Raw genomic sequence first — 13,603 nt, 5'->3', positions numbered from 1 at the left:
TCATCGCGGGCGCGACGTACTGCGAGCCGGGCGCGTCGGGCCCCGGCTGGGCCTGGACCGATGCCGACCACCTGGAGCTTGACGGCTACGCGGGTGGGGCCATCGGCGCCGAGGGCGACCTGGTGCTGACGCTTGCCGGGCAAAACTCCGTGACGGAGTCGCATGCGCCCGATGCGGACATCACGCTGTGCGGTATGGAGGTGTGGGGCAACCTGACGCTTCGCGGCACCGGGACCCTGACGGCGACGGGCTCGCAGTGCGGGATCCACGTTTCGCAGGCGCTCGTGGTGGACGGCTGCACCGTCGATGTCCGGGCGGACGGGGCCGATATTACGGACGAGGCGTTCGCCGGCGTGATCGCAGGCGACATGGCCGTGCGCGGCGGCGGGCGCATCGTTGCCGCGGGCGCCGGGTCCGGAGCGGGCGTGCGCGCCTACGGCGTGTATCTGCAGGATGCGGGCCTTGGCGCTGGCGCGGCCGGCTGTCGGCTTTCCGTCGATGCCTCGTGGCTCGATGCGACCGGTGCCGACGGCGGTGTTGCGTGCACGGGCGGGTCGCTTGTGTCTGCGCGGTTCGTGGCGCCTGCGGGAGGGGCCTTCGGTGCCGGCGGCGTGGCGAATGCTTCCGGCGACATGGCGCCGCATGTGGTGATCGAGCCCCAGGGCGCCACGGCGCCGCCGGGGGAGACCGACGGGCGCGAGGTGCCCGGCGGCGCGGGCGAGCCGGCCGGCGGTGCCGGTCCTGCCGTTGAGCGGCCCGGTGCCGGGTCCGCGACGGATCCCGTCCTAAAGCCCGCGGCTGCGACGCCCAAGACAATCACGACAACCAAAACGACCGTGACCAAGACCATGGCGTCCACGCCATCCAAGGCCAAGACTGCTGGCGTCTCCACCGTCACGCTCCCCAAGACCGCCGACGGCAACTGGATCGCCGCCTCCCTGGCGCTATTCCTGCTGGGAACAGCGCTTGTGTTTGTTAACGTCGTGATTGCGGTTCTAGGTAGGCCAAAGCGTAACGGCGATTGACCGAAGTGCCATACACTTTCTAGGTAGGGGCAATTGCAACGTGTATGACGCATAGCAGGGGCGCGCCGGCTATTCAAAGAAGCTCGGAAGCCTCTATGCGTCTGTGCAAAAGCGCGTGAACGAGCTCATCTCTTGAGCCCCCAAGAAATTCGCGAGCGCATCAACTCGGGCGTGGTCACTCTGCTGGCCGCGCCCCTCTGCATCGCGCTGCTGCTGGTTTTACCATTTCTGATTTGGGATAGGCACCTTCGCTAGCTCCATGCAAGTGAATTGTGGTCCCACGTGGATTCTTTGGGCCCGATCGCGAGCGCGGGCCCGAAGGCTGTAGTAGCTGGCCCATGCCTGGCGCGACGGATCGCAGACGCTTTCCTGGCTGCCGCCGTCCCATAGGTGGACACGTCCATGCGCGCCTTGGCCTGGGACGAGGCGCTGGTCTGGGTTACGTGGAAGGTCGTCGCGGTGCCCGCGGGGGCGTCGTTCCACGAGACGGTGAAGGTGACGCCGTTTTGGCTTGCGGTTGCGGAGTGGGCGTAGCCGGTTTGTGACGTGGTGGAGATTGCGGCGGGTGTGGGGTTGGTCTGGGTGCTGAGGGATGGGGCGGGGGTGCCGGTTGCGGCGGTGGTGCCGGTATTGGTGGCGTAAGCGCTTTCCGTGTTGGCTGCGCTGGTGCCGGTGGATGTTGCGGTGCTGTCCTCTACGGTATCTGCTGTCGTGCTTGTGTTGGTGCCGTCTTCGGCCTTGCCTGCGTCGCTGCTCGTTGCGTCGGCTTGCGCCTGCTGCCCGGCGGTTTCTTGAGGCTGCATAGCTTCTGCGATGGCTGCCATAGGCAACGTCGCGCCGACCATGGACGTGCACGCGATCGCGCAGAGCAGGTAGTAAAGGGATCGTTTCATAGCGGAGCCTCTCGGTGAGCAGCCAATAGGGTCCGAAGGCAGCTCCAGGCCAGCACTCCGCACATATTTTGTTGGGGATTATTTTACGGGAACCCCAGTCAACATCAGCGAACTTTCTGGGGAATGTTGGGGAGGGGGAGGGAGTTGGTCCTCGGCCTCGCTGTGCGCTGATGTCTTTGCCCTCAACGATGTGCCCGTCGGCGAGGAGCGCGAAGCGACCAATCTGAACAATGACAATCCACCCGTCTGTGCATCCAAACTCCTGGATTATGCACATCGGGATTTTCACGGTCTTGTCGGTGATATTGTCTCGCGGACCGTGTGCATGCATTAGCGTGCATGCATTAGATGGAGGAGTCCTTGTATCCGTAGAGGCGCACCAGCATTTTCGATGCGACCGCCGTCAAGACAATTGGGTGTGCATCAAGGCGCTGTTAACTGCATGAGCCGATTTCTTATAACCTGTTTAAGCAAAGCAAGAATGGGGAATAAAGCTAACTGCCCATCGCGAACTGGCGATGGGGTACGCTACTGCCGTCAATATCGCAAACGACGAAATTCCGACGTTCGCAACATTGACACCAGCGTTGCCTGCTGCTAGCTGGATAAGAGCCTCGATGGTCATAAGTACCAATTCCTCGCTTTCGTCTAGTATGCCATAGGCAAGCATTGTTTTAGGTGGCCGCGAAAGCGTTGGTTGCACTTGCTGCGCCTTTGATTAGCCTGTCCGGGGAGGGTTAGCCGCCGCTTGTTGATCCGGACAGGTTGATTTATTTGGGGGGTATTTTGGCCGAGTTCGATATCGCTCGTATTCCTCGATATAGTTCCAAAAGTTCATATGCCCATTTCGATCATAGGGCCTCTTTTGCCGAAGTTCAGGCCAAGATTTTAGATTCAGGATACGTTTCTCATCATGCGTTCCACCCTCTTATTTCCAACGAGATCATTACTGTTCGGTATCGTGGAGGTAAGCGAAGCTGCAAAGTTCGCAATATCGCTTATGCCTCGCATTTCGATCACCGCGTCTTCCAGTACTACTCTTATCTGTGGTCGGACTTATATAACAAGAAGGCTATTGCCGAAGAGTTTAATGAGGTTGCCGTAGCGTACCGCTCTTCGCTTTCATCAGACAGCGCCGTAACTGCTGGCAGCAATATTTCCTCAGCTAAAAAGGCATTCGACTATATGCGTGAGCAAGATTCGGCTTTTGTGCTTACGGGTGATTTCGAGAGCTTCTTCGACAACCTAAATCATGCCCATCTAATAGCGTCGTTGCGTTCGTTGTTTCCCAGTGGACGCTTGCCGGACGATCACTATCAAGTTATTAAAAATATCCTTCGCTATTCGTGCTGGCCTATTGCTGATTTGGCTGCTCGACATGAATTTCCATGGCCAGTAATCGATCCTACTCGGGAGAAAATGATCAATGAAGCGGCTATCGAACTTCGGTTCAAGTCTATTCGTGAACTTAATAAGCTGGATGTTATCTTGCCAAGGTCTGAGTTTCTTGCAAACAAAAGTAAAGTCATCACCAGGCCGTGGCGGCGAACGGGTATTGATCTCGGCATTCCTCAGGGTCTTGCTGCAAGTGGAGTGCTCGCTAACATCTATATGACCGATATCGATATGAAGGTCAGGCTTGCCGTTGAACGGGTTGGTGGCTTGTATCTTCGTTATTGCGATGACTTTATTATTGCCGTTCCAAAATCTGGCTTTGATGCACTTGTAGAGGCAATCAATCTAATGGCCGATGTCGATTCCGTTAAACTGCAATCTGAGAAAACCAAGGTGTTCCGGGTTGATGGCAACGGAGTTGCTCAGCTTGATTTTGAAAGCGTTTGCGCGGGTGAGGTTCTTTCGTATTCCGGTGCACATCCGGCGCAGAAAGTCAGTTTCCTGGGGTTTGACTTTGACGGGCGCATTGTAAGACTTCGACAGTCTACGGTTGGAAAGTACCACAAACGTCTCCGTGAGGCGGCCACTGCGATTGCGCGTTCTAATGAGGGAGAGGGGAGACACGCATCAAAAAAGCGCGTCTCCGCTCTATATCAACATTATTCACCACTCGGTATTAAGGGAAGAAGGCTATGCCCCTCGGGTGATGCTGACCCTTCTGCATTTTCTCGCTATGGGAACTTTCTTTCCTACGTAGCGAGAGCCCAAAAGGCGTTTCCAAATGATCCGATTGCCCCCGACGAGGCTAAGATTTATAGGAAGATTAAACGCTTGAGTGCTCGGTAAACGATGGCTTTAGCGCTGGATTATTCATAGCCATAAATACTAAATCGATATCGGCCAATTCCGATCACTAGGTAACAATTGACGTGCCTTCACGCGGTCGCGGAACGATGCCTCTGAAACTCGAGCCGAACATCAGAATGATATGACAAGAACGGTAGTGTCGCGAAAGTTGGTGTAATGGACTCCTTGGCCCCTGTGTCCAGGATCCGGAATCTATCGATATCCTAGGCCGACTCCACTCTGTCGGCAAGCTCAAGGCTGGATTCGACCATCTTCCCGGCAGTCTTTTCCAGCTCGGCCCAGTCATGACAGCACGATGCTCCCCTTCGCAGCGCCGCGTCGTGCAACTCGGCCATCTTCCTCTCCGAGAAGTAGCGCGAGGTTGCCATGGAAACGGCCAGGATAACCCCGAAAGCGGCCTGAACGCGCCATGGTGCGCGTATTCTAGGCGAAGGCACGGACCCTTCCGAGCCAGGACGGGCCGCTCGCTCGGCCAACTTTGGCGTACCCTGCTGGAACGGCTTCCGTCAACATCCGTAAAACTACCGCAAAGAGGAGGCCACAGTGATAGATAAGAGGCTTATTGAAGCCGTTCCCGGAGCCGAGAGACTTAAATCCGCAATGATTACCCCAGAATTGTTTGTTAAGGACCTCATGCAAGACTATTCTGGGCGTCCGTTATATACATACGAGGGATGGACGCGCGAGCTCATCAACCACTCTAACGCTTTCAAGGAACTGACCAGAGGTGCGGAGTTTCATGCGCCCGTATCCGAGGCAAATGGGGAGTGTGATGCGGTATCAGACGCGTATCAGTTAGATTTCAAGCTCATCTTCGGAAAATCCATGATGCGCGCCGTAAGTCTCACTTCGTCAAGGCGAGTTTCAGACCGCGGAATAACTTTAGAACAACTTTGCAGAAGTCATGTAAAAGAACAGAGAGGCTTACGCCTGCATGCAATTCTCAGGGATTACAGCCTCGCCAAGCTTGACGAGCTTCTAAAAACTGAGAGTAATAAACAATTGAGCGAAGAAGACCGTGAGGCCCGAGGACTTCTTCGCTCAATCAGTCATTCGAAAAACTTGCTGCTAATTTATCCTTGCCGCTTTGAAGGCATCGATAGACTGCCTGAACTTGAGGAAACCGCCAACGCCGCACTTTACTATGACTTCCGGAACGTGCTCAACGTCCGACGGATACACCATCCCGGCAAGGACACCTTCCTTTCATATTTTTGCGACGACCGCATGGTTGTCACAAGAGCGAGCGGGCACGGCCTATCCAAGTTCGACGATATCATGGTCGCAAAAAGCAGAACATACATGGATATTATGCGTATGCGTGATCCCGGAGAGTATCAAAGGCTGCTGAAACTTGTTTAACCGACCGCAAGGGCTAGTTTTGTGGACATCAACCCAAGATGGGACCTGCCAAGAGGACCGGACGCCGCTGCGTTCGGACTCGTTTTTCTGCATTCAAAAGCAACGCTGAGCTCGACCTCACGGCTTGCGCCTGCTGCTCGGCGGCCTTCTGAGGCTGAACCCCCTCTGCAATGGCTGCCATAGGCATCGTCGCGTTGACCATGGACGTGCACGCGGTCGCACAGAGCGGGTGGTAAAGGGGGCGTTTCATAGCGGAGCCTCTCGGTGTGCAGCCAATAGGGTCCGAAGGCAGTTTCAGGCCGGCACTCCGCACATTTTTTGTTGGGGTTTTACGGGAACCCCAGTCAACATCAGCGACCTTTCTGGGATATGTTGGTTGATCCGGGGTGCGCAAAACAACAGTTTCAAATATTGTTGCTTCCTGTTCAATTCTGTCTATCTACAATTAATCGCAAGCGTATGACCTGAGGAGATTGTTTACAGGTGGAATCGGTCACTATTCATTGGATTGTCTTTTACGTCTTTATCGGTTTGTCGAGCGTTCAGCTTGTCCGCTTTGCTGGGCCCTTGGCGATCGGAGGACAATACACCGTCGAAGAACTGTATCCCTCCGATGAGTCGGGCAGGCTGAACGTTGCCTACCGAATTCTCGCTCCAACAATTTGTTGCCAGCTCCCGGTGTTTATTATGGCTGCGATTTGCGATGCGTTTTCAGTTCCAGGTCCTTCGCTGCGATACATGCCTACCCTTTTCTATTGGTTGTTTCTTGGGGTAATCAAGCATGCAAGGGGTAAATTGCGGTACCGGACTCTTCCTTTCTCATTCGAGGCGTTCATGTCTCTTTTGCTGTCCGTCGCATTCGATCACTTTGTTATCGATGGCTATCTCGGAGGCCAGGGGCTAGATGTGCTTGATACTTCGAGTATTGCCTTTGAGTTTGAGCTGGCATTATTTGGTGTTGTGACCTTTTGGATTTCAACCTTTTTTAAGCGTTATCAAATTAAGTTTAGCCGTGTGTACTCAAATGCCGCTCCATCATATGTCGTTCCTTCGGACTCCGTATTTGGTTACTCTTCAATCGATACGGGTGAGGCCAGGCTCTTCTCATACGAGCGCGAATATGGCGATCTCTTACCTCAGCGATTTTCAAGTGATCTTCTGTTGAGAAGTGTTTTCTTTGCAATTATGGCGATTGAGGACGGGAATCGGCCCGAGTTTATCCGAACGATCGAGCGCATGGCAGCTCATTTCCATTTGGCAAAAACCACTGGAATAATGCAGCAGACGAGCGATGCTCCTTTGTCTGATATGGATAGCGTTAAACTCGCAATTCCCTATATTGAGCGCATGTGGGACCAGTTTCTTGTTGAATTCGCCCGTTCTGCCGAAGGGGCAGGGGGAGACGCCCTACGAATCTTCAAGTGTTACTACACCTACGATTACTGTATGTTGTCGCGGACTATCCGCAATCATTTTGCGCCGTTTTACGGGGACTATTGTGGAACGAGATTACTTAATGCTAATCGCGTATTTTGCGATGTTCTTGAATTTGAGGAAAGGCAGCGCTACGGATTGCTTCCAAAGACGGTTTCTGCGACTGGATCGATATGCGCCACTGAGCTTGGATGGCTTTCTGGGGAGTACTGTTATTGGGCCGATTACAATACGGTTGTATCCTGCCTGAATGAAAATGATGGCAATGGCGTTAAACTGGTCAGCAAAAATGATGTGAATAAAACCCAGATAACCGAGACGACCTTAAGGCTTAAGGAGCAAGGTGTTTCCGTTCTTGAGGCCAAGTATGTGCCCGGCGCTTCGGCGACCATCGTGTGCATCGGCGATTCCTCGAAGATTTCGAGTACTGTCGGTAGTGACTGGATGGTTGTTAGCTAGGTGAATCATCTTTGCCTTTCCGCATATTGATTGCGCATTCTCGTGCACGGACGCGAAAATGCTTCGCATTAGTTTCAACGCGAAGAGTATTTGCTACATGATTAACTTTTTTGGATGCGCAATTACTGCGCATCTAGGTTAACATCCAGTTAGTGATGCAGTTGTCGTGGGCTCTACGTGAGGCGATGACAAAGGAGGGTCGTTGTTTGGTTGTTATCGGCAACGGCCCTTTGATTTTAGGAGTTACTTTGGCGATGGAATTTTAGACTTTCGCTCAACTTATCGAACTCCTAGAGAGTCATGGCGTTCTAACTGATGCCGCTGCGCTAGATTGCCTGAGGCGCGAAATGAATATTTGCTCGTCGGAACACTGCTGAATATTGGGTCACCTGTGCGGTTCGAATTTTCAATTGTCGAGCAGCTTTGTCTCCGATGAAGTCTTGCAATTCTAGTAAAATCCAAACATATGTTCTATACTTATGGAAGTAGCTTGTTTGGAGGCGCTAGATGGAAGTCGGAAGAGATGACATTGTAGAAAGCGTTGTACGTTTGATAAATGGGGTGGGGCGTAGCCCATATTTATTCGTCGGCTCGGGCTTTTCCCGTAGATACATGGGTACCGACGATTGGGTTGGTTTGTTAAGGCACCTCTGTTCCCGTCTTTCCGATGATCCCTTTCGGCTTGACTCGTACCTGGCACGTTGTCCAGATGAGTCTGACAATAGCGCATTGCCCTCTGCCGCGACGATGCTTGATAAGGATATGCGCATAGCTGTTCTTGAGGACCCTCGCTTCGCTTCTTTTAGAAACGATCATGTAGAGGACATTCGTCAGCGTAAATCTATTTTAAAGATCATGGCGGCCGAGAGGTTATCCTCGTTCAAACCTGAATATATGACGCATGAGCTTGATATCTTGAGAGAGGTTGGCAGGCGGCGTATCTCTGGAGTTATAACAACCAACTATGACTGTCTCCTGGAGTCGCTATTTCCCGAGTTTAAAGTTTTTGTTGGCCAAGACGATCTCGTCTTTCACAGAACTTTTGAAATGGGTGAAATCTATAAGATCCACGGTTCTATGGATAATCCTGAATCTATGGTTCTTGAGGAGGCAGATTACGCAAAACTCGCCGAAACACAGGATTACTTGGCTGCCAAGTTGTTAACTATTTTTATGGAATACCCAATTATTTTTATCGGTTATTCCCTTAACGACCCCGATATCCAAGCTATCCTCATGTCGATTTCGCGCTGCCTCGGTTCTAACAATCTTGCGTTGCTTAGAAAGCGCTTTATCTTCCTTACTAGGGGAGAAAACGCAACCTCAACTCATTCGTTTACCTTTCCAGGTATTGGCGAGATAAGCATGACCGAGATTAGGACGAACGATTTTGGTGCAGTGTATGAAGCAATTGGACAATCCAAATGCTCCTTCTCGCCCAGGATCATTCGTGAGCTTCGCAGGAGCATCTACGCCTTGGCTGATGAGGGCGATCCGAATGACTCTCTGGTAGTTGAAGCGAGTTTTAGCGACCTCGAGAGACTTCCGGAGGGACAGCATCTTGTGCTGGGTATCGGTGTTGCGAATGCTTCTTTAGGGCACGGGCATATGGTCAAAGCCGAACTTCTATATCGTGATGTTGTGTTTGATGACGAACATGTTGCTCCTAAGCTTGCCGTCGAGGAATACCTTCCTTCGCTGCTTGCTTCTAACTCGGGTGGTTTGCCCATGTATAAGTATTTAAGCGCGTATTCAGGGGAAGTTCTTAATCCAAGGATGCTAAAGGAAATAGATGAGAAGAAGGATTTAGATGCTTTTCTAAACAACAGCCTACGAAAGGCAAAAGGTAGCTATCATCATTCGGGAATTAGACACTCGGTTCAGTCTGTTATAGCTAACGAAGGCTTTGAGGAAGCATTTAAAAAGCTTGTGCTACTTGAAGAAGATGAGATCGATCTAAATAAGTTGCTTGAATATCTGAGGGCGTTCATCACGGACGATCGCAAGATAATCCACGGTAATAGCGAGCTGAAACGGCTTATTAGAATGTATGATTTCCTTAAGTACAAGAAGGCCTTCGACATATCGGCTACTAGTGAGTAATCCCACCTAGCGTCTATGAAGAAGGCCATCTTTGTAAACTATGGCATCTGAGCGTATAGTGCGAACACCACGTGCAAATGCATACTTAATATAACGCTTTCTGCTTGAAATCACAATGGTGTCTGTTTCGACCCGCCAATCAAGGGAAGATAGTGTAGAGTATCTTCCTGCAATACAAAAGCTCTTTGGGAGCTTTAAGGGTGACGCTTTCAAATTGAGAGTGTTGCCCTTTTTTCATGTATGCAATGTGTGACGTACTAGCCAAGCACCATCCCGGCAATGGAATGATCGAGCATGGGCGGCTTCTACTGGTTGACGTGATCGTGGTCAAACAAGTGATATCGATTAGAATTAAATCAATTGCGCTGGAAGCCTTCGGGCGACACCTGAAGAGGGTTGATGCGTCGGTCCTCTTTTTTTTGTTTGGATGTAAGATTCGGCCAGGCAAAACAAGGATCTCATTTGGGGAGAACAAATATCCGGCGGTTTTCCGCTTCGGGACGCGCGGTTTAAGGGTGCTTTTCGGAAGTGCGGGGAAAAATCGGAAACCTCCGAGCATAAACCGAATTTCGGCAACAAAACCGCAGGTCGCGGAAGGCTAAAACAGGGGTCTGGTCTGTCGATCTCGGTTTTTCACCGCACTTCCGGAAACGCCCGACGGAAGCATGCGGCAAATTTTGGAACCCTCGAGCACATCGTCCTTTTCATGAAAAGAACCCGCAGGTAGAAGCGTTGCCACTATCCAGTGTGGTTGACGTGTCTAGAATATGCCGCACACTTCCGGATTTTGCATAAGCTCGACTGGTTTGTTTATCGATTGGGGCAGAGGAATCTTGTCTGGACCTCGTTATATGTATTTAAATGGATGAACTTAACCTATAAGTTAAGTTCATCTAGAAATGGGAGGTGCCCTTTGGCAGAAGGATATGATCTTGTCGAATATAGAGACCTCAAGGGTCGACCGTTTTGGGAATTGACGGCTTCTCCCGACAACTCTCAATTCCAGAAAATGTTGTCAGACCCTAAGCGGAAATTAACCGCTCGAACAATGATCGGCCAGAATAGCACGTCAACTTCTGGAATCTGAGCCTTGACTTTTATACTTGGCTTTCGAAACGGAGAACACAATGAATAAAGTAGATTTATCTGATTTTTACGCCGATACAGAAACCAGCGAAACACGCGCTTATGAACACGCGCTAGATATCGAGTTTATTGTTCATCGCGAGATGAAGCGTCTGGGTTTAAGCAAAAGCGATTTGGCAAAGCGTATGGGCGTGAGCCTTCAGTCGCTTTCGAAGCTGTTGAATTCTCAGCCCAATATGACGCTGAAGACGATCGCTAGGTTCGAGCTTGCTTTGGGTATCAATATCGTTCCTAAGGTTACCGTTAGCTATTCTAAAGAGCTACCGTTTCTTTCATCCAACAATTTCGTGCGAGAGCAATGGTCTTTTAGGAACGAGCGTCCGTCCTCGCATGTGAATCTCGAGATGATTTCCGGAGGTTTGGCAGCATGAGTGGGGATTTTATTGCTCCGATTCAAGTCGTTCATTTGTTCGTCGTTGACTCCGATTTCCATATCGAGGATTCGCCCTCGGATAACATGGAATTAAAAGTTGACGTTAGCTACCAAGATGTCCATCTTTCGAAAAAAGGTAATGATGCACGCGCAAGTCTAAAGATGTGCGTAATTGGCAGCCTCCTTGACAGAGACGAAGGTGCACAGGAGAAGATGCACGCTGGCGTTACAGTATCCATCTCGGTTTCAGCGCAAATGCCAATGAACTCTCCCGATGACGAGGCGCGTCACTACCTTCTTTCAAATGCTATTTCGATGGCATATGCCCATGCAAAGAGCTATTTGATGGTTGTTACTGGACTTTCACCCATGGGAGCGCTTACATTGCCTGCCATTCTCCCTGCAGAGCTGTCAGCAGATTGCGATGTGCCTTTTCAGAGCGAATAGCATTTCCTCGATGAATCTAAGTCGAATGAGTTGCCGCTCTCACATCCTCTAAAAAGTTCTTAAAACAGCCTTAAAGGCGCCTTGGCTCGCTTTTACAGCGTACAATACGCATGTTTGACTATGGCAAAAGTAGATTTTTGGGGAGGGGGAACGCCGTGGAAGTGCTGGTTGTTGGCAACACCGCATATGTTGACGATGACTTTTGCTCCAAGGCGTTCCCCGGCGACCATGTGTAGGTCGTAGCCGCGCAGGACGCGCGCCGCGATGAGTCGTCGCCCCATGCTTCGTGGAAAGAGCTCCTCCAGCACCTGGACCAGGCCTACGAGTTTGAGCGCGTGGTCTACCTTTCTACCTACCTCACCCCGCATACCGTGACTTTTGGCGACATTGGGCTGCTGCGCTCGGTGTTTCGTGCCTGTATGGGACGCAATGTGCAGCTGCTGTTTATTGCGGGGCCCGCGGGTGCAGAGGGCACCACTGGCGGATGTGACGACGACGCCACGGCCGCCAGTGGGGCCCAGACGGGCAAGGGCATTATCGCCCGCGCTGCCAACGACCTGTGCCGTTACTATGCATCGCGCGACGGCATCCAAGCCAAAGTCCTGCGCGTGCCGTATCTGTATACCGCATCGCCGGCATTAACCGACCCATTTTTGATGCCGTTGTTCGAGGCATGCTCGGGCGGGTCGGTCGCGCTTCAGGGTGCGGCAGATGCGCCGTTTCCCCTGCTGTGTGCCGAGGAACTCGCGGTGTTGGTGCATCGTATCTTTGACAGCTGGGATGCCAACTTTGAGATGCTCGACGTTGCAGACGCTTTTGGCCACCCGAGGCCTATGGCGTGACCGTTGACGCTCCGGGTGCGAGCGTGACCTATCACACGCTCAGCATCTAGGCGTTTCGTCGCCTATCGGCGCTATACTGCAGCCGTTGCCCACGATGCGGGGAACACCCGCATCGTGGGTTTTTTGCTTATGAAGGGACGGTGCCGCGTGGACGTACAGCAGCTAGAAGAGGCCTGGGCTGCAAGGGCCGGCGCGCGTGAGGCGCGTCTTGCTGCAGCGCCGCATGTGCCGGCGGCGCTGTCTCTGTTGGGGATTGTACGTCCCGGCGATCGCCTGGTTGCGTTTGCCGATGACTTTGCCGATGCGTTTGCGCGCGGCTTTGAGTGCTGCGACGTGGCTATGGTGGAGGAGCCGTCGGTTGCGGCGTTTACTGCTGCGTCCGAGGGCTTTGATGCTTCGTTTGAGGTCGAGGGGCCGCACCTGTGGTGGTTCGTCAACTCTATTGGCGGGTTTGGATTGCGCGTGCCCGATCTGCGTACGCTGGGTCGGGCGGCGCGTGAGGCCCATGCGCTGCTGGTTGTGGACAACACCGTGGCATGCGTCTTTGGCTGCGATCCGTTGCGGCTGGGCGCTGCGCTGTCGCTCGAGGCGCTCGATCGCGTATGCGCCGGTAAGGCTCCGCGCAAGCTGGTTGCCGCTTCGGTGGCGCGCTCGCAGCTCAAGCGCCATCGCGTGGATGCCGCGGCTGAATGCGTGCACGCGTTGTTTGCGGGCTGCGGTGCGTCGGCGCTCGACCTTTCTACCGAGGAGGCCGACGTGCTGGAGTGTGGGCTGGACTCGCTCGATGCCCGCATGCAGGCACATTTCGACCGCGCACGTGCGCTGGCCGAGTACTTGGCTGTCAATGAGATGGTGCACGCCGTGCGCTATCCCGGACTGAGCTCGCATCCCGACCATGCGGTTGCAACTGGAATCCTCGAGCACGGCTTTGGTCCGGCAGTTGAGTTTGACCTTATCGAGCGCAGTGCGGGCGATTTGTTCGATGCTTTGCCGGGGGAGTTTCGTACATCGCCGGCCGGCGGCGCAACGACGCGCCTTTCGGCTCCACGCGGCAAGCAGGGGTGCACCATCCGCCTCTTCGTCGGCACCGACAACCCCCTGATCGTGGCCGCCACCCTAGACAACGCCCTCCGCAAGTAGCTAATCGGGGTCTGTGCCACGAAAACGGCCTATTTACTACGTTTAAGCCGTAGGGGTCGACCATACCCGCTTATTTTGAAAATCGCCAAGCTGTCTACCAGCGGTTTTATTTTCATA

10 protein-coding genes and 1 pseudogene are annotated in these 13,603 nt (G+C 52.9%); 9 read left to right on the top strand and 2 right to left on the bottom strand.

All coding sequences use genetic code 11. The annotated features are described in order from the left end of the window. Positions 1-1,025, top strand: a pseudogene (locus DW151_RS05235) (hypothetical protein); the annotation flags it as partial. Positions 1,026-1,276: 251 nt separating this feature from the next. Here the strand turns inward: DW151_RS05235 and DW151_RS05230 are convergent. After that, the gene (locus DW151_RS05230; RefSeq protein WP_117638230.1) at positions 1,277-1,918 is read right to left on the bottom strand and encodes a hypothetical protein; all 642 of its coding nucleotides are present in this window, start codon (positions 1,916-1,918) and stop codon (positions 1,277-1,279) included. A 786-nt stretch (positions 1,919-2,704) separates the two neighbouring features. Here DW151_RS05230 and DW151_RS05225 point away from each other — a divergent pair. Continuing rightward, positions 2,705-4,159, top strand: coding sequence for a reverse transcriptase domain-containing protein (locus DW151_RS05225; protein ID WP_147351764.1), 1,455 nt, complete (start codon positions 2,705-2,707; stop codon positions 4,157-4,159). Positions 4,160-4,383: 224 nt separating this feature from the next. Here DW151_RS05225 and DW151_RS10865 read toward each other — a convergent pair whose 3' ends face one another. Then, positions 4,384-4,515 carry a hypothetical protein gene (locus DW151_RS10865; protein WP_255413169.1) on the bottom strand — a complete coding sequence of 44 codons (132 nt, stop codon included), beginning with the start codon at positions 4,513-4,515 and terminating at the stop codon, positions 4,384-4,386. A gap of 208 nt (positions 4,516-4,723) precedes the next feature. Here DW151_RS10865 and DW151_RS05220 point away from each other — a divergent pair, with 208 nt between their 5' ends. From DW151_RS05220 to DW151_RS05180, 7 genes are all read left to right on the top strand, one after another. Continuing rightward, entirely contained in the window at positions 4,724-5,542 is an 819-nt protein-coding gene (locus DW151_RS05220; protein ID WP_118334790.1) for a hypothetical protein, read from the top strand. 483 nt (positions 5,543-6,025) lie between these two features. Next, positions 6,026-7,435 carry a hypothetical protein gene (locus DW151_RS05210; protein WP_117635106.1) on the top strand — a complete coding sequence of 470 codons (1,410 nt, stop codon included), beginning with the start codon at positions 6,026-6,028 and terminating at the stop codon, positions 7,433-7,435. A gap of 507 nt (positions 7,436-7,942) precedes the next feature. Further along, complete coding sequence (locus tag DW151_RS05205) at positions 7,943-9,538, top strand: SIR2 family protein (RefSeq protein ID WP_118334788.1); 1,596 nt, start codon at positions 7,943-7,945, stop codon at positions 9,536-9,538. Positions 9,539-10,665: 1,127 nt separating this feature from the next. Then, positions 10,666-11,055 (top strand): helix-turn-helix transcriptional regulator, encoded by a 390-nt coding sequence (locus DW151_RS05195; RefSeq protein WP_117758172.1) that lies wholly within the window; start codon positions 10,666-10,668, stop codon positions 11,053-11,055. Next, a complete protein-coding gene (locus tag DW151_RS05190) occupies positions 11,052-11,504 on the top strand; it encodes a hypothetical protein (RefSeq protein WP_117765735.1) in 453 nt (150 codons plus the stop codon). Before DW151_RS05195 ends, DW151_RS05190 begins: the two co-directional genes overlap by 4 nt. A 335-nt stretch (positions 11,505-11,839) precedes the next feature. Then, complete coding sequence (locus DW151_RS05185) at positions 11,840-12,346, top strand: hypothetical protein (protein WP_117765733.1); 507 nt, start codon at positions 11,840-11,842, stop codon at positions 12,344-12,346. A 147-nt stretch (positions 12,347-12,493) separates the two neighbouring features. Then, positions 12,494-13,486, top strand: coding sequence for a PLP-dependent transferase (locus DW151_RS05180; protein WP_158571655.1), 993 nt, complete (start codon positions 12,494-12,496; stop codon positions 13,484-13,486). Positions 13,487-13,603: the final 117 nt, after the last annotated feature.

Source organism: Collinsella sp. AM13-34 (assembly GCF_003473055.1).
Lineage (GTDB): Bacteria > Actinomycetota > Coriobacteriia > Coriobacteriales > Coriobacteriaceae > Collinsella.
The sequence above is the reverse complement of the archived record's forward strand: the minus strand, read 5'-3'. Positions and strand labels throughout refer to the sequence as shown.

Bases quoted from the DNA above. Each gene is read 5' to 3' on its own strand.
- DW151_RS05190 (WP_117765735.1), top strand. From the start codon at position 11,052: ATGAGTGGGGATTTTATTGCTCCGATTCAAGTCGTTCATTTGTTCGTC.
- DW151_RS05230 (WP_117638230.1), bottom strand. From the start codon at position 1,918: ATGAAACGATCCCTTTACTACCTGCTCTGCGCGATCGCGTGCACGTCC.
- DW151_RS10865 (WP_255413169.1), bottom strand. From the start codon at position 4,515: ATGGCCGAGTTGCACGACGCGGCGCTGCGAAGGGGAGCATCGTGCTGT.
- DW151_RS05205 (WP_118334788.1), top strand. From the start codon at position 7,943: ATGGAAGTCGGAAGAGATGACATTGTAGAAAGCGTTGTACGTTTGATA.
- DW151_RS05195 (WP_117758172.1), top strand. From the start codon at position 10,666: ATGAATAAAGTAGATTTATCTGATTTTTACGCCGATACAGAAACCAGC.